The sequence below is a fragment of the Streptomyces peucetius genome (assembly GCF_025854275.1).
Classification (GTDB): Bacteria; Actinomycetota; Actinomycetes; order Streptomycetales; family Streptomycetaceae; genus Streptomyces; species Streptomyces peucetius_A.
The window spans coordinates 993562-1008500 of record NZ_CP107567.1 but is presented as its reverse complement, the minus strand read 5'-3'; the positions used below and the strand labels follow the sequence as shown (position 1 = coordinate 1008500).

At 70.8% G+C, this 14939-nt stretch carries 18 protein-coding genes and 1 pseudogene; 7 read left to right on the top strand and 12 right to left on the bottom strand.

What is annotated here, in order from left to right; all coding sequences use genetic code 11:
- Window positions 1-36 precede the first annotated feature (36 nt).
- Together OGH68_RS04690 and OGH68_RS04685 are read right to left on the bottom strand one after the other, a co-directional pair.
- Entirely contained in the window at window positions 37-363 is a 327-nt protein-coding gene (locus OGH68_RS04690; RefSeq protein WP_264242039.1) for a plasmid stabilization protein, read from the bottom strand.
- Window positions 364-440: 77 nt separating this feature from the next.
- On the bottom strand, window positions 441-806 hold the full coding sequence (locus tag OGH68_RS04685; protein WP_264242038.1) for a hypothetical protein: 366 nt from the start codon (window positions 804-806) through the stop codon (window positions 441-443).
- Between the two features lie 469 nt (window positions 807-1275).
- On the opposite strand from OGH68_RS04685, the gene OGH68_RS04680 reads away from it, so the two are divergent.
- On the top strand, window positions 1276-1449 hold the full coding sequence (locus OGH68_RS04680; RefSeq protein ID WP_264242037.1) for a hypothetical protein: 174 nt from the start codon (window positions 1276-1278) through the stop codon (window positions 1447-1449).
- A gap of 34 nt (window positions 1450-1483) precedes the next feature.
- Here the strand turns inward: OGH68_RS04680 and OGH68_RS04675 are convergent.
- The 3 genes and pseudogenes from OGH68_RS04675 to OGH68_RS04665 all read right to left on the bottom strand — a co-directional run bounded on the left by OGH68_RS04675 (window position 1484) and on the right by OGH68_RS04665 (window position 3719).
- Window positions 1484-2300 (bottom strand): annotated as a pseudogene (locus tag OGH68_RS04675) (DUF899 domain-containing protein).
- A 187-nt stretch (window positions 2301-2487) separates the two neighbouring features.
- The gene (locus tag OGH68_RS04670) at window positions 2488-3375 is read right to left on the bottom strand and encodes an SDR family oxidoreductase (RefSeq protein WP_264242036.1); all 888 of its coding nucleotides are present in this window, start codon (window positions 3373-3375) and stop codon (window positions 2488-2490) included.
- A gap of 32 nt (window positions 3376-3407) precedes the next feature.
- On the bottom strand, window positions 3408-3719 hold the full coding sequence (locus OGH68_RS04665) for a hypothetical protein (RefSeq protein ID WP_264242035.1): 312 nt from the start codon (window positions 3717-3719) through the stop codon (window positions 3408-3410).
- Window positions 3720-4051: 332 nt separating this feature from the next.
- Here OGH68_RS04665 and OGH68_RS04660 point away from each other — a divergent pair, with 332 nt between their 5' ends.
- From OGH68_RS04660 to OGH68_RS04640, 5 genes are all read left to right on the top strand, one after another.
- Complete coding sequence (locus OGH68_RS04660; protein ID WP_264242034.1) at window positions 4052-4840, top strand: hypothetical protein; 789 nt, start codon at window positions 4052-4054, stop codon at window positions 4838-4840.
- A gap of 90 nt (window positions 4841-4930) precedes the next feature.
- Window positions 4931-5641, top strand: coding sequence for a class F sortase (locus OGH68_RS04655; protein ID WP_264242033.1), 711 nt, complete (start codon window positions 4931-4933; stop codon window positions 5639-5641).
- A gap of 33 nt (window positions 5642-5674) precedes the next feature.
- Window positions 5675-6619, top strand: a complete 945-nt coding sequence (locus tag OGH68_RS04650; RefSeq protein WP_264249904.1) for a nucleoside hydrolase — start codon at window positions 5675-5677, stop codon at window positions 6617-6619.
- A gap of 144 nt (window positions 6620-6763) precedes the next feature.
- Window positions 6764-7465 carry a class F sortase gene (locus tag OGH68_RS04645; RefSeq protein WP_264242032.1) on the top strand — a complete coding sequence of 234 codons (702 nt, stop codon included), beginning with the start codon at window positions 6764-6766 and terminating at the stop codon, window positions 7463-7465.
- A gap of 88 nt (window positions 7466-7553) precedes the next feature.
- The gene (locus OGH68_RS04640) at window positions 7554-7904 is read left to right on the top strand and encodes a PRC-barrel domain containing protein (RefSeq protein ID WP_264242031.1); all 351 of its coding nucleotides are present in this window, start codon (window positions 7554-7556) and stop codon (window positions 7902-7904) included.
- A 100-nt stretch (window positions 7905-8004) separates the two neighbouring features.
- On the opposite strand, the gene OGH68_RS04635 is transcribed toward OGH68_RS04640, so the two are convergent.
- Together OGH68_RS04635 and OGH68_RS04630 are read right to left on the bottom strand one after the other, a co-directional pair.
- Window positions 8005-8289: an FUSC family protein gene (locus OGH68_RS04635; protein WP_264242030.1), complete on the bottom strand. Its 285-nt coding sequence runs from the start codon at window positions 8287-8289 to the stop codon at window positions 8005-8007.
- A 166-nt stretch (window positions 8290-8455) separates the two neighbouring features.
- Window positions 8456-9187 (bottom strand): FadR/GntR family transcriptional regulator, encoded by a 732-nt coding sequence (locus OGH68_RS04630; protein ID WP_264242029.1) that lies wholly within the window; start codon window positions 9185-9187, stop codon window positions 8456-8458.
- Window positions 9188-9800: 613 nt separating this feature from the next.
- Between OGH68_RS04630 and OGH68_RS04625 the strand changes: the two genes are divergently transcribed.
- Window positions 9801-10271 (top strand): subtilase-type protease inhibitor, encoded by a 471-nt coding sequence (locus OGH68_RS04625; protein ID WP_264242028.1) that lies wholly within the window; start codon window positions 9801-9803, stop codon window positions 10269-10271.
- Window positions 10272-10302: 31 nt separating this feature from the next.
- Here OGH68_RS04625 and OGH68_RS04620 read toward each other — a convergent pair whose 3' ends face one another.
- The 5 genes from OGH68_RS04620 to OGH68_RS04600 form a co-directional block, all read right to left on the bottom strand.
- A complete protein-coding gene (locus OGH68_RS04620; RefSeq protein WP_264242027.1) occupies window positions 10303-10461 on the bottom strand; it encodes a hypothetical protein in 159 nt (52 codons plus the stop codon).
- Window positions 10462-10555: 94 nt separating this feature from the next.
- Window positions 10556-11506 (bottom strand): cytochrome c oxidase assembly protein, encoded by a 951-nt coding sequence (locus OGH68_RS04615; RefSeq protein ID WP_264242026.1) that lies wholly within the window; start codon window positions 11504-11506, stop codon window positions 10556-10558.
- A 154-nt stretch (window positions 11507-11660) separates the two neighbouring features.
- Window positions 11661-12686: a 6-phosphofructokinase gene (locus OGH68_RS04610; RefSeq protein WP_264242025.1), complete on the bottom strand. Its 1026-nt coding sequence runs from the start codon at window positions 12684-12686 to the stop codon at window positions 11661-11663.
- A 187-nt stretch (window positions 12687-12873) separates the two neighbouring features.
- Window positions 12874-13602 (bottom strand): type 1 glutamine amidotransferase, encoded by a 729-nt coding sequence (locus tag OGH68_RS04605; RefSeq protein ID WP_264242024.1) that lies wholly within the window; start codon window positions 13600-13602, stop codon window positions 12874-12876.
- Window positions 13603-13632: 30 nt separating this feature from the next.
- Window positions 13633-14871, bottom strand: a complete 1239-nt coding sequence (locus OGH68_RS04600; RefSeq protein WP_264242023.1) for a MurT ligase domain-containing protein — start codon at window positions 14869-14871, stop codon at window positions 13633-13635.
- Between the last annotated feature and the right edge of the window lie 68 nt (window positions 14872-14939).

Sequence of the window (14939 nt, the reverse complement as noted above, 5' to 3'; positions counted from 1 at the left end):
TGCCGCTCTGTTGCGCCCGGCACCGAACCGGAGTGCTCAGCGGCCGAGCGCTCGGCGCAGTTCCTGCTTGTTCATGGAGGAGCGTCCCTCGACGTTCTTCTTCTTGGCCTCCTCGTACAGCTGGTCCTTGGTCGGGCCCTGGGCCCCGCTGCCGGACCGCTCGCCGCCACGCTCGGAGGCGGACTTCCTGTCCCGGGTCGAAGTCTTGCCGGCGGTCTTCGACTCACCCGAGCGTGCCCGCTCCTTGTTGACGGTCCGCGCAGCGATCTCCTTCGCCCGCCCTGTGGAGGTTCCGCGCTTCTCCGCGCCCTCCTTGATGTGCTCGTACTGACGCTCCCGCTTGGAGCTGGACCCTGCCGGCATGACTTCCTCCTCCTTGATGGAATCGCTTCACCGCACGCGCCCGCAGTAGGCGTCCGTCCACCGCCGGGCGCACCCGTTCAACGAGGCTGCGCCGGGTTCTGCGGTGTGCCGTGCGACGGTGGGTTCACGGGCGGGCCCGCCGTCTCCGGTGAGATCTTCGATCCGCCGCTCGCTCCCTGTGCCCGTTCGGGTGCGACAGCGTCGGGCGAGCCTTGCGCCGGGCTGCCGCCGTCCGCCAGTTCCTGCAGTCTCGCCTCCATGGTCTGCATCACGAGCAGCCGGCCGGCGTGGCCCTTCTCGTACGCGAGAACCTGCTGGAGTTCGTCCCTGGAAAGCGCACGGATCCGCTGCCGCACGGCCTCGATCGGCAGGTGGTCGTAGTCGGGAAGCGGCAGCGCGTCATGGCGCGGGACCTGCGTGTTCGAGGCGTCTTCGCCGGTCATCGGAATGTCCCTCCGGATTCCGGTTTCGCGGCCTTCGGGTGCGCGCCGGGCTCAGTCGCCGCTTTGCTCGCGGTCCCCCTTGGGGCACGACCGCGCTCGGTTCGGGGGCCCTGACTGCGCCAGTGCGCGACTTCCTGGAGCGACGCGTTGGCTTCGTCGTTGGCGTGACTGTCCGGCACGCCGGCGCTCTCGGCGTCCTTGCGCTTCCTGGCCCGTCGCGTGTCGTACTCCTTGCTGCCGGGCTCAGGCATCCTGATCACCTCCAGTGCTCGCGGGTGCCCTGCGCAATTCCGTTCAAACTGGCTGTTGTCGCCGTGGGCGCGGCTGACGGTTCGGAAGCCGTGCCTCGGGGCACTCGCGCGGTGGGCTCCGCCCGGGCGCGGGATCTGCCGTGCCCGTGGACGCGGGGGCGCCCAGCAGAAGACCGGCCCGCGGAAGACGCGGGCCCGACCGGAAAGAAGGAGGCCCGGTGGGCGGGAACGAGCGCCGAGCGGAGACGGACACGGCAGCCGACGAGGTCATCCGCGAAATGGAGGAGGCCGGAACGCGGCTCGGCAGGGACGTGGAGAAGGACAGCGAGGCGGCGGACGCTCTGCTGCCGAACCAGGAGATCCAGGAGTCGGCTCAGGACAAGGACGGCTGAGGAGAACGGCGTCCGGCACCTCGCTGAGGGCGCGTCAGTGGTGGTGGCCGCGCCGGCCGAGGGTCTCCACGGGGGTCGCGCCGGGGCGGGTCCACTGCGGCACGGGGCGGCTGGTCGGGCCCCAGGTGGCGTTCCCGTCGGCGTCCGAGCGCCAGTACCAGCAGATCGGCGAGCCGTGTCCACCGACCGGCGAGTCGGCCTGAGGGGCCTCGGGCCGGCCCTCGGGGTTGTCCTCCCACGCCTCACGGCGGCCGTAGGGCGTCATGTCGAGCAGGCCGAGGGACCCCGTTGACGGGCTCGTTGCCACGGCCCGTCGTGGAGTAGGTGAGGAACACGCGGTCGCCGTCGCGCAGGAAGCAGGTGATGTGACCCATGCTGCCGCCGACCGGCGGGTCCACGTCGCGCACCGAGTACCAGGGCTGGGTGTAGCCCATGAACTCGACGTAGGAGGCCACCTCGTCCCAACGGCCCGTGGTCAGGACGGCGAACGAGACGCCGCGGGCGTTGAGGTAGACGGCGTCCTTCATGTGCCAGGCGGTGGTCATGCAGCCCTCGCACTGCCCCTGGTGCGGCGCGCCGTCGTACCACATGTGCTTGTAGACCACGAGCTCGTCGCGTCCCTGGAACAAATCCAGGAACGGGACAGGGCCGTCTGGTCCGACGACCTCGACCGTCCCGTCGAACTCCACCATCGGCAGCCGGCGGCGGGCCGCGGCGATGGCGTCGCCCTCGCGGGTGTGGGCCTTCTCGCGGACCAGCAGTTCGTCACGGGCGCTACGCCAGGTGGCCGGATCGACCACGGGCGGGCGGCCGGGCAGCGCGGTGGTCGGGTCGTCCGGCGTGGTCGTCATGGTGTCCTCCGGTGGTGTCTCGTGCCGGGCCGTGTCGTACGACGTTCTACGGCGGTCACCAGAAGAGACTCGCGACCCGGCCCGAACTCATCGCAATGGGGGCGCCTCGGCCGGGCTCGCCCGGACACGTCGGGCTGACAGGTTCACCCCTCGGCCGGATGACGGCCGGCGCCGCCGTACGCACGGCTCAGCGGGGCGCTCCCCGGGTGCCCGTGAGGCCCGCCCGTCCACCGTCGCCGAGAAGACCCGTGGGCTCGAACCGGTCGGCCCCGAGCCGGGGAAGCTCCCGCCGGGACAGCCGCGTCACGACCGGCGGAATCGCGGCCCGCACGGGCTGGGTCGCCCGCAGCCAGCGGGGCAGGTAGACGGCGGGCCTGCGCCGTTCGATCGCCGTGACCAGCCGGTCGGCCACGTGATCGACGGGATGCACCTTGCGTGCCGGCGGCGGCATGTGCCCGCGCAGTTCCCGCAGCGCCGCGTACGCGTCGGCGTCCCGGATCATGTCGGTCTCGGTCCAGTTGATGTAGGCGATACCCACTTCCACCCGACGATGGGCGACCTCGGCCCGCAGCGAGTGGGCGAAGGACTCCACCCCCGCCTTCGACGCGCAGTAGGCGCTCATCATGGGGGCCGCGCCGATGGAGGCCAGCGACGCGACCTGGAGGAAGTACCCCTGGGTCTCGAACAGGTCCGGGAGGAACGACCGCGCCGTGACGGCACTGCCGACCAGGTTCACCTCGACCACCCGGCGCCAGGTTGCGGGGTCCGACTCCGCGAACGGTCCGCCCTCCGCCACACCGGCGTTGGCGACGACCACGGACGGGGGCCCGAGGCGCCTGCGGACCTCAGCGGCCGCGCGCGCCATCCCGGCGTCGTCCGAGACGTCGACCACGCAGCACCACGTCTCCCCCGGCAGTGAGTCCCCGACCCGGGTCAGCCGCTCCTCCTCGAGGCCCAGCAGGGCCACCCTGGCACCGCGGGCCGCCAGCTCCCGGGCCATCGCCTCGCCCACGCCGCGTGCCGCCCCGGTCACCACGGCGGTACGGCCGTGCAACGTGCTCCCTGTGGTTGTCATCGAACGACTCCTCCGTACGACTGGCGCACCCCTCAGAACGGCGGGTCGCCACTGCCTGTGATCAGCAGGATCCCGGTGCCGAAGTAGCGACGGCTCACCACGAAGCCGCCCGTCCGGCCGTCCGGCATCCGCAGTCGGTGCGCCTCCGCGTCCATGACGTTCCAGGCTCCGTCCTCGCCGGCATCGATGTCGATCTTGCCGTTCCAGTCGGTCAGCCCCGGCGCCTCCTCCGGCGGGAGGGACGACTTCGCCTCGTCCTGCTCGCCCCATGACCGCAGGTCCGCCGTTGCCGGGTACTCGACACCGTCGGCGATCACCGTCACCTCGCCCTGGTACTCACCCATGGACCCAGTGTGCGCCGTCGTCGGCGTACGCCGCCACGCCCGGCCGCCGTCACTGGCCTCACCCGCCCGTACCAAGCCCGCACTTTCTTCGTCACTCTCGGCGCGCGAGGGCCGACGGAGGGTGCCGAAAGCTCAACAGCGCTGGCAGATCGGCGTGGCGCGGCGAAGTGGAGTGGCGCGGTCGGGAACTGATGGAGTGACGGCTGTCCACGCAAGAACCAATCCGAGTGGTGAGCGGAGCGCGACGGGCTGACGGTGGATCATGTCGCCGCTACGGCCCCCACGAGCCGACGGTATGTCAGCCGACGTAGTCGCGACGAAAGGATCTCGCAATGCGCTCTGCCCGCATTCTGCTCGCCTCGGCCACAGCAACGGCCGCGCTCGTCATCGCCGCGCCCGGCGCCTACGCCCTGGCCGTCGCCGAGTCGGACAAGGACGACTCCTCGTACAGCAGCGAGCACAAGGACAAGTCCGACTGGAACAAGGACGACAAGGACAAGGACAAGGGCGACAAGGACTACGAGCACAAGGGCGACAAGCCGCACGGTGGTATGCACACCGGTGGCGGTGCTCTGGCTTCGGTCGCCAACGACTGGGACAAGGACGACAAGGACGACAAGGACGACAAGGACAAGGACAAGGGCGACAAGGACTACGAGGACAAGGGCGACAAGGACTACGAGCACAAGGGCGACAAGCCGCACGGTGGTATGCACACCGGTGGCGGTGCTCTGGCTTCGGTCGCCAACGACTGGGACAAGGACGACAAGGACGACAAGGACAAGGACAAGGGCGACAAGGACTACGAGCACAAGGGCGACAAGGACTACGAGCACAAGGGCGACAAGCCGTACGGTGGTATGCACACCGGTGGCGGTGCGCTCTCCTCGCTCACCAACGACGACTGGGAGAAGGACGAGTCCGGCAAGTCCGAGTCGGGTGGGTACGAGAAGTCGGAGGGCTGGAAGGGCGAGAAGCCCAGCGGCGGCATGCACACCGGTGGCGGCGGCCTGGCCTCCTCGGGCAGCGGCATGGCGGCGGGGAGCCTGATCCTCCTCGGCGGCCTGGGCGCGGGTGCCTACATGCTGCGCCGGCGTAACGCGAACGGCTCCGCGGCCTGATCGCGCGCCCTTCACAGTGACATGACTACGGCCGCTGCCTGCACAGGCAGCGGCCGCAGTTTCGACAGCAAGGTGCAAAGGACTGGCCGCATGACTGTTCGTTCGCCCAACGCGTCAGGATCGTCGTGGATCACCGGCGTGCCTCGTCGTGTGGTGCCGTGGTTGCTGGGATTGCTGGCACTGGCCGTACTGGCACTGACTCTGGTCAACACCCTGGCGGAACCCGCCTCGGCTCCGGGTAAGGCCGGTGACGGGCCTCGGCCCACCGCGCCCGCGCCGGTGGCCGGACCCGCCGACGCGTCGAAGCCGTCGAAGCCGTCCGCCCCGCCGGACCCCGCACTGCCGCGTTCGGCCCCGACACGGCTGGTCATTCCACAGATCGGGGTCGACGCGCCCTTCACCGATCTGGCCATCGGGCCGTCCGGTGCGCTGGACGCACCGCCCGCGGACGATGTGAATCTCGTCGGCTGGTTCGCCGCCGGCGTGTCCCCGGGCGAACGCGGCACCAGCATCATCGCCGGTCACGTCGACACCGTTACCTCGCCCGCCGTCTTCGCGGAGCTGAGCGAACTCGAGCCGGGCCACCGATTCCACGTCCGGCGCAAGGACGGCACGACGGCGACCTTCGTCGTCGACTCGCTCGAGAGCTTCCACAAGGGCGCTTTCCCGAACGAGCGGGTCTACGCGGACACGCCGGACGCCCAGGTGCGGCTCATCACCTGCAGTGGCAGTTACGACCGCAAGGCGAAGGACTACACCGAGAACCTGGTGGTCTTCGCCCACCTCGTTGCCCCGAAGTGATTCCGCGCCCCGCGATCGGAAGGTGCCGTGACCGTGCCCGTCCCCGTCGTCCTCGACTGCGATCCCGGACACGACGACGCCATCGCCATCATGCTGGCCGCCGCGGACCCGGCGATCGACCTGCTGGCGATCACCACCGTCGCGGGGAACCAGACCCTCGAGCGGACGACCCTCAACGCCCGCCGGGTCTGCACCGTCGCCGGCATCACCGGAGTGCCGATCGCCGCGGGCTGTGCGCGGCCACTCGTCCAGCCGCTGCTGGTCGCGGGCGATGTCCACGGGGACTCGGGCCTGGACGGTCCGCGCTTCCCGGAGCCGACCGTGGACGTGGTGCCCGAGCACGCGGTCGACCTCATACACCGGGTTCTGGCGGAGCATCCGGAGCCGGTCACGCTCGTGCCCACCGGGCCGCTGACCAATGTGGCGCTGTTGCTGACCCGCCATCCGGACAGTGCCCGGCACATCAGCGAGATCGTCCTCATGGGCGGTTCCGTCGGGCGGGGCAACAGGACACCCGCCGCCGAGTTCAACATGTATGTCGACCCGGAGGCCGCGGGCGTCGTCCTCGACAGCGGGCTCCCCGTCACGATGTGCGGTCTCGACGTGACCCATCAGGCGCTCGCCACTCCCGATGTGCTGGACCGCCTCGGGCGCCTCGACACACGACTGTCACGTGTCTGCGTGGAGTTGATGACGTACTTCGCGTCGGCCTACCGCCGGCTGTGGGGGTTCGCCGCCCCTCCGCTGCACGACCCGGTGGCCGTGGCCCGGGTGATCGATCCCGGGATCGTGCGCTGCGTCGAGGCGAACGTGGTCGTCGAGCTGCACGGACAGTACACCCGCGGGGCGACCGTGGTGGACCTGCACAGGCACATGGACCGGCCGGTGAATGCACGGGTCGCTGTCGAGCTGGACGTGGAGAGGTTCTGGGACCGGGTCGTCGCGGCGGTCGCCGTTCTCGGCAGGCGCGCTCCCTGACGGTTCGCCGGCTGCCGTGCCGTCGGGTCACTCGTCTCACGCACAGCGTCGTCCGTATGCCGCTCTCCCGAGTGGTGTGGCGCCGGGAAGAGGCTGACGGTGAATCACGTCGCCCCTATGTCGTCGCGGTGAAAGGCACGCACCATGGTCCAACAGCAGAAGCAGCATCAGCAGCAGTCGGAGGAGCCTTCCACCGAACGTTCACCGGGGCGTGCCTTGCTCTGGCCGCTTGTCGCGGTCGGGCTGGGTATCCTGCTCATCTACAACTCCTTCGGTACCACGTCGGACGGCAAGCCTCTGTCGCGGCCCGTGATCGCGGCTCCCGCCTCGCCGGCACCCGACGTCGCCGTCGGCGCGGGTGCGACCGCCGGTATGACGCTGCCGCGTGCGGAACCGACGCGTCTGGTCATCCGCTCGATCGCCGTGGACGCGCCGTTCATGCCGCTGTCCATCGGTCCATCCGGACGGCTCGACTCGCCGCCGACGAACGACAGCAACCTCGTCGGCTGGTTCCGGGAGGGCGCGACGCCGGGCGAGCCCGGTACGGCGATCGTCGCCGGTCATGTCGACACGAGGACCGGGCCCGCTGTGTTCATCCATCTCGGTTCGGTCGGGCCCGGGACCCTGGTGGACGTGGCGCGCGAGGACGGTTCGGTCGTCACCTTCGCCGTTGACTCCGTCGAGAGCTTCAGCAAGACGGACTTTCCCGACGAGCGGGTCTACGCGGACACCCCGGACCCGCAACTGCGCCTGATCACCTGTGGAGGCGAGTACGACAAGAAGGCGAAGGACTACAAGGAGAACGTGGTGGTCTTCGCGCACATGGTGGCGGCGCGGCAGGGGTGAAGGACCGCCTCCCTGCCGTGTCGGGGCAGGGAGCACGGGTACCCGCGCCGATGTGACAGGAAGATCCCGTACAGAGGAGGAGGCGACGATGGCAGGCGACATGTGGGGCTATCCCGAGACCGCCCGTTACGCACCGGGGGCGCAGCTCGTCGGGTACTCCGTCGAGGCGTCCGACGGGTCGATCGGGAAGATCGACAAGCACACCGAGGACGTCGGCCGTTCGTATCTTGTCGTCGACACCGGACCGTGGATCCTCGGCCGGCGTGTGCTGTTGCCCGCCGGGCTCGTCTCGGAGATCGACACCGGAGCCGAAACAGTGCGGGTGGCGTGCACGAAGGCCGAGGTCAAGGACTCGCCCCCGTTCGAGAGCGGCAGGCACGAGGACGACGCCGACTACATCCGGCAGATCGAGAGCCACTACGCCAACCGCCACATGTGAGGCCGTACGTCATCGCGTGACGTCACGGGCGGCGGCACCTCGGCGGCGTCACCGGCCGTGACGTAACCGGTGGGGCGTCACCGCCGCCGAGGCGGGCGCGTCACTGCGGGCCCTCCTCGTCCATGTCGTCGGCGTCGAAGCGACCGCCGGGCTCCCGGCGCAGCTCCGCCTCACTGCGTGAGCGCAGCCGCTCGGCGCGGTAACGGAGCCGTTCCGACTGCTCCGGGTCCTCGGTGCGGCGGGCCTGCTCGAACAGCTGCTCCGCCTTGTCCCGGTCGTGCTCCGCGTGGATGCGATGGCTGTCCTGCTCGTGCATGACGACCTCCGGTCTGCGGTCGGCGATGTGCTGCACCGGAGCGGCAGGGGGTGACAGTCCGTCCGGCACAGGGCCGACTGCCCGTGCCGTACCGGGGCAAACCCGGCATCGGTCGTGGGGCGTCAGACGGGCGCGACCGCGGATTCGGCCCCGGCGTCCGCCGTGGTCCGGCCGAGGTCCATGCCCGACGCGAGGTGTGCGCCGAGCACCGCCGAGCGCGCGTCGGCCGCGCCGGTCAGTCCTGCTCGGCCCGTCGGGCCCGGGCCTCCGCCAGCCGGCGCCGTACGGGTGTGTAGTGATCGCCCAGTGCCTTGGTGAAGCGCGGGATGTCGCCGGACCTGGCGGCGTCGACGATGCTCTGGTGCGCCGAGATGGTGGCCGTCTCGTCGGCGTGGGTGAAATCGTCCAGGTGCAGGGCCACGATCGAGTGGACGTCCCAGAAGGCCACCGAGAGCTGGCCGATCAGGTTGTTGCCGAGCGGCGCGACCAGCAGGGCGTGGAACGCCCGGTCGGCCTCGGCGAAGCCGTGCCCCTCGCCCGCGCCCACCTCGCGCATCCGCTGGACCAAACCGTCTAGGGCGTCGAGCTGCTCCGCCGTGAGCGAGGAGACGATGCGGTCGGCCATACCCCGCTCGAAGAGCTCGCGGACGTCCACCAGGTCCGCCGGCATCTGGAAGTCGTCGTCGCGGCTGAGCAGTCCGCGGAAGGTGAGGCTCTCCACGAGGGCGGAGAGGCTGAGCCGGCCGACGTAGGTGCCGTGACCGTGACGCACCTCGACGATGTCGAGTGCGTTGAGGATCTTGACCGCCTCACGGACGCTCGACCGGCTCGCGCCGAGGGCCTCGCACAGGGCAGGCTCGGTGGGTAGCGAGTCGCCCGGGCGGAGATTGTTCTCCAGAATGTACCGCTTGATCCCGTCGACGACTTCCTGCCGAAGCAGCTGCCGGCCCGACCGCGCGCCCGGCATGTCTGAACTCCCCACCTCTTGACCCCTCTCGCTTGCCAAGCTGGGTTCCAACGCTATCAAGGCATCGGACATCCGACGTCTCATGAGCCCGTCAAGGGTGAACAGTTACTGGTCGGCCTGTCGCCGGAACGCACCCTGCGCAGTACCCGCACGAGCTCTCCGGCGGTCAGCGCCAGCGTGGTCCTGATGGCCATGGCCGGGGCCGACGCCCGGCTGCGACCCGGGGCGGAGGGGGACGGCGTGCCTGCCCGGGCGGGCACGCCGTACGGAGCAGGACGGCGCACCCGTCCGCGCTACCCCGGGGCGCGGCGCCTTGCGCGCGCCCCGGCCGGAAGGTGCTCTTAGGGGCGTGTCCGGCGGATCACGGCCGGGACCGCGCTTCCCCAGAGCTGCGCCTGGGTGGTGCCCCGGCACGACACCTCGCAGCGTTGCCGAACCCCGAACAGCTCCGCTGTCAGGACGCTCCGGTGCCGTGCGGCGCGCCCCCGGGACCTGGCCGGTCCGGGGGAGCCCTCACGCACCGGAGGCCGCGGCCCCCGCGACCCTGATCCGCCGGACACGTCCCCGCCCCGCTCGCGCCGGCAAGAGCCGGCCTCCCCGCCAGGAGCACCGGATGCACCGCAGCGCCGCCCTTGCCGCAGCCGCCCTGTTCGCCGTCGCCATGGCCGCTCCCGCCATGGCGACATCGGCCTCTCCCACGCCGGACGTGCCGGCCGTGCCGGACCGGACCGCGGCCGCCACCGCCGCGGTCACCGCCGCCGGCCGGGCGGAGGCACCCCCCTCGCGCGGGCTGTTCCTGACCTTGTCAGGCTCCGAGAACACCTGGATCCGCGGCGTGCTGCTGCACTGCAGCCCCGTACCGTCCGGGCCTCATCCGGAAGCCGCGGCCGCCTGCGCCGCGCTGGACGCCGCCCATGGCGACCTGGACCGGCTGCCGGAGGACCGGCACCCGTGCACAGATCAGTTCGACCCCGTCACGGTCAGTGCGACCGGCGCATGGCGGGGACGTCCCACCGCCTGGCACAAGACCTTCGCCAACGCCTGCGAGCTCGCGGTGGAGACCGGAGCGGTCTTCCGCTTCTGACCGGCGGGGAGCGGTCACGGACGGCCCGGTCTCAGGTGCCCTTGGAGGCGACCACCCCGATGGTCAGCATCCCGAGCACCACCCAGCCGAACCAGAGCCAGCCGTTGCTGCCGAGTGCCGCGGTGTACGCCGTCACGGCCACCAGGGTCGCGACCGTCAGCACTCCCATCGTCTTCGTCGAACCGGACATGAGCGCCCTCCTTCGACGGCGGGGGCCGTCGAGGACCATCGTCGCCCCTGTACGGCCCCCGGCGCTACTGCCCGGTGACAAACCGGGCCGGCGGCTACCCGCGGCGGGCCTGGAGCGAGGCGAGATACGCGTTGTACGCCTCGAGCTCCTTGTCCCCGTCGCGGTCCGCCGCCCGGTCCCTGCGCTTGGCCAGCCGCTGGTCGGAGCGGTACCACTGGAAGACCAGCGCGATCAGCACCACCACGGACGGGATCTCGCTGAACGCCCAGGCGATCCCGCCCGCCGCGTTCTGGTCGGAGAGCGCGTCGATCCCGAGCGAGGCCGGGGGGTTGCGGTACGCGCCGACCATCGGCTCGGAGGCCATCATCAGCGCGATGCCGAAGAAGGCGTGGAACGGCATGCCGGCGAACAGCTCCAGCATCCGCATCACATATCCGGGCCGGTGCGGCCCCGGGTCCACGCCCATGATCGGCCAGAAGAAGACCAGCCCGACCGCGAGGAAGTGCACCATCATCGCGATGTGCCCGGTCTTCGAGTCCATCAGGAAGTCGAACAGCGGCGTGAAGTACAGCCCGTACAGGCTGGCGATGAACAGCGGGATGGTGAACGCCGGATGCGTGACGATCCGCATGTAGCGGCTGTGCAGCAGCATCAGCAGCACTTCGCGGGGTCCCTTGCGGCCCCGGCCCGCGACCGGCAGCGCGCGCAGCGCGAGCGTGATGGGCGCGCCCAGCAGCAGCACGATCGGCGACAGCATGCTGATCACCATGTGCTGCACCATGTGCACGCTGAACATGACCATGCCGTAGTCGTTCAGCTTGGTGCACATCATCAGCGCGATGCTCAGCACACCGGCGGTGAAGCAGACGGTGCGGCTCACCGCCCAGTCGTCGCCGCGGCGGCGCAGCCGCACGACGCCCCAGCCGTACAGGCCGAGCGCCAGGAGGCAGCCGACGAGGAAGAAGGCGTCCGGTGAGAACTCCAGGCCGCGCCCCAGCGTGAACGGCGGCAGATCCATCGTCATGCCGTGCCCGCTGTGATCCATCTGTCTACTCCCGGGGGCTGCCTGGTCCGCGCCGATGAGCCGTACCGGCGATTCGCGCGGGTTGTCCGCTTGCTCGCACCAGAGTAGAACCGCCCCCGGCCGACGCTGCGACCGGGGGCGGCTCGTACGGATCCGTAGGGGATCCGCGGACGGATCAGAGGACCGTCTCGGCCTCGTCGTACCGCTCCACGGGCACCGTCTTCAGCGTCTGCGTGGCCTCGGCGAGCGGCACCATCGTGATGTCGGTGCCGCGCAGCGCGGTCATCATGCCGAACTCGCCGCGGTGCGCGGCCTCCACCGCGTGCCACCCGAACCGGGTCGCGAGGACACGGTCGTAGGCGGTGGGCGTGCCGCCGCGCTGGACGTGGCCGAGGATCACGGGGCGGGCCTCCTTGCCGAGCCGCTCCTCCAGCTCGACGGAGAGCTGGCGGGCCACACCGGCGAACCGCTCGTGGCCGTAGATGTCCTTGCCGCCCTCGTCCCAGCGCATCGAGCCCTCGCGGGGCTTCGCGCCCTCGGCGACGACCACGATCGCGAACCGCTTGCCGGCCTCGAACCGTGCGCCGACGCGCTTCGTCAGTTCCTCGATGTCGAAGGGGCGCTCGGGCACCACGATGGCGTGGGCGCCGGCCGCCATGCCCGAGTGCAGCGCGATCCAGCCGGTGTGCCGGCCCATGACCTCGACGATCAGGACCCGCTGGTGCGACTCGGCGGTGGTCTTCAGACGGTCGAGCGCCTCGGTGGCGACACCGACGGCGGTGTCGAAGCCGAAGGTGACGTCCGTGGACGAGATGTCGTTGTCGATCGTCTTGGGCACGCCGACGATGGGCAGTCCGCCCTCGGAGAGCAGCCGGGCCGCCTTGAGGGTGCCCTCACCGCCGATCGGGATGATGGCGTCGAGGCCCAGGTCGGCCACATGGCCCCTGGCCCGCTCCACGCCGTCGCGCAGATGCGCGGGCTGGACCCGGGAGGAGCCGAGGATGGTGCCGCCGCGGGCGAGGATGCCGCCCACCGCGTCCAGGTCGAGCTTGCGGTAGTCGCACTCGAGGAGGCCCTTCCAGCCGTCGTGGAAGCCGATGACCTCGTCACCGTGGTCGACTACGGCGCGGTGCACGACGGAACGGATGACAGCGTTCAGACCGGGGCAGTCGCCGCCGGAAGTGAGCACACCAATGCGCATTGCCCGAAAACCTTTACAACGTGGGCGGACTCCCGGACCACGTCGTCCGGTCGGTTCCGTGCCACCCTACCGGCGCCGGGCGGGGCTTTAGAAACCGGCGTCCGCCTGGTGGGACCGCGCCCACGGCCCCTCCGCTCAGCTGAGCGGAGGGGCCGTGAAATGGGTGCTCGGGTGAGCGGAAAGACCGTCAGGCGGGCTGGGTCGCGGCCGCGATCCGCTCCGCGCGCAGCGCCTCGTACCACCGGTCGTCGGTCGGCGGCAGCGCGTTCACGTCGAGGGCCAGCTTCAGCAGCAGATCGGCGATCTGCGGGTTGCGGGCCATGACGGGGCCGTGCATGTAGGTGCCGAAGACGGTGTCGTTGTACGCGCCCTCGGTGCCGTCTCCGGTGCCGTTGCCCCGGCCGAACACCGTCCGGGCGAACGGGCGTGCCGTCGGGCCGAGATGGGTGATCCCCTGGTGGTTCTCGAAGCCCGTCAGCTGGGGCAGCCCCAACCGCGGGTCGATGTCGGCCAGTACGTCGCCGACGCAGCGCTCGCCCTCGCCGCGGGTGGAGACCACGTCGATCAGACCCAGGCCGGGCTCGCGCTCACCGAGGTCGTTGATGAACTCGTGGCCGAGGATCTGGTAGCCGGCGCACACCGAGAAGATGATGGCGCCGTTGGACGCCGCCCGGCTCAGCCCGCCGTCGCGGCGCAGCCGCTCGGCCGCGAGCCGCTGCGGACGGTCCTCGCCGCCGCCGATCAGATAGATGTCGCCGGACGTCGGCACCGACTGGTCGCTGCGCACGTCGATGCGCATCACGTCCAGGCCGCGCTGCCGGGCACGGCGCTCGACGACGAGGGCGTTGCCCTGGTCGCCGTAGGTGCTGAGCAGATCCGGGTAGACCCACACCAGACGCAGGCTGTTGTCGCTCATTCTCATCAGTCCTCTTCGTCCGTCCGCAGGTCAGTTGCCGACGCGCCGGCGCACGTCCTGGAAGGCGGTGTAGTTGGCGATCAGCTCGATCCGGCCGGGCGGGGCGCTCTGCACCGCCTCGTCGACCGACTCGCACACCCGGAAGTCCAGACCCGCGACCTCGAGCCGGACCGCGAGGTCCAGCCGGCGGTCACCGATCACGAGGATCGGGTGGCCGGCGAGCCGGGTGTAGTCGACGTCCCACAGCCAGGAGGTGTCCGTGCCGTCCGCGCCGCGGGCGTTGACGGACAGGATGACCGGCGTCGGCGGCGGGTCGATCAGCGAGAACGTCTCGAGCCAGCCGGCCGGGTTCTTCGCCAGCAGCAGACGCACGTCGCGGCCGAGGAAGGACACCACGTCGTACCGTCCGGCCACGGCCTGCACCTGGTACATGCGCTCCAGCGCGACCTGCGGCGGCACGCCGAAGCTCGCGGCGACGGCGGCGGAGGTGGCGGCGTTGGCCTTGTTGGCGCGGCCGGGCAGCTGGAGGTGGATCGGCCAGGCGCTGCCGTGCGGGTCGATGACGTGGTCACCGCTGAGCACCCAGCTCGGGGCGGGGCGGCGGAAGCCGCACTCGCCGCAGAACCAGTCGTCGCCCGGGCGCTGCATCACGCCGCCGCAGGACGGGCACGACCAGGCGTCGTCCTTCCACTCCTGGCCGGCGGCCACCCACACCACGTTGGGCGAGGAAGAGGCGGCCCACACCACCAGCGGGTCGTCCGCGTTGGCGATGATCATCGCCTTCGAACCGGAAAGTCCCTCACGCCACTTCTCGGCCAGCATCCGCGTCTCCGCCGCGCGGTCCAGCTGGTCCCGCGACAGGTTCAGCAGTGCGATCGCCTTGGGCGTCACATCCCTCGCCACACCGGCGAGGTACTTCTCGTCGACCTCGATCACACCGAACCGGGCGTCCGAGCCGCCCGCCAGTGCCGAGGTGATGCCCGCGGGCATGTTGGCGCCGAGTGCGTTCGACACGACCGGGCCGCTGGCGCGCAGCGCCTCGGCGATGAGCCTGGTGGTCGTGGTCTTGCCGTTGGTCGCGGAGACGAGGACCACGTCCAGGTGCTGCGCCAGCTTCGCCAACAGATCGGGGTCCAGCTTGAGCGCCACCCGGCCGCCGATCACCGATCCGCTGCCTCGCCCGGCGGCGCGGGACACCGCTGCTGCGGCCTTGCCCGCCGTCACGGCCAGCTTGGCTCGCGGCGTCAGGGGCTCCGAGTTGCCTGACATCGTCCTTGATCCTCCTTGCGTCGGTCCGGACTCAGCCTATCCAGCTCTGCCCGGCCGCCCGAACCGCG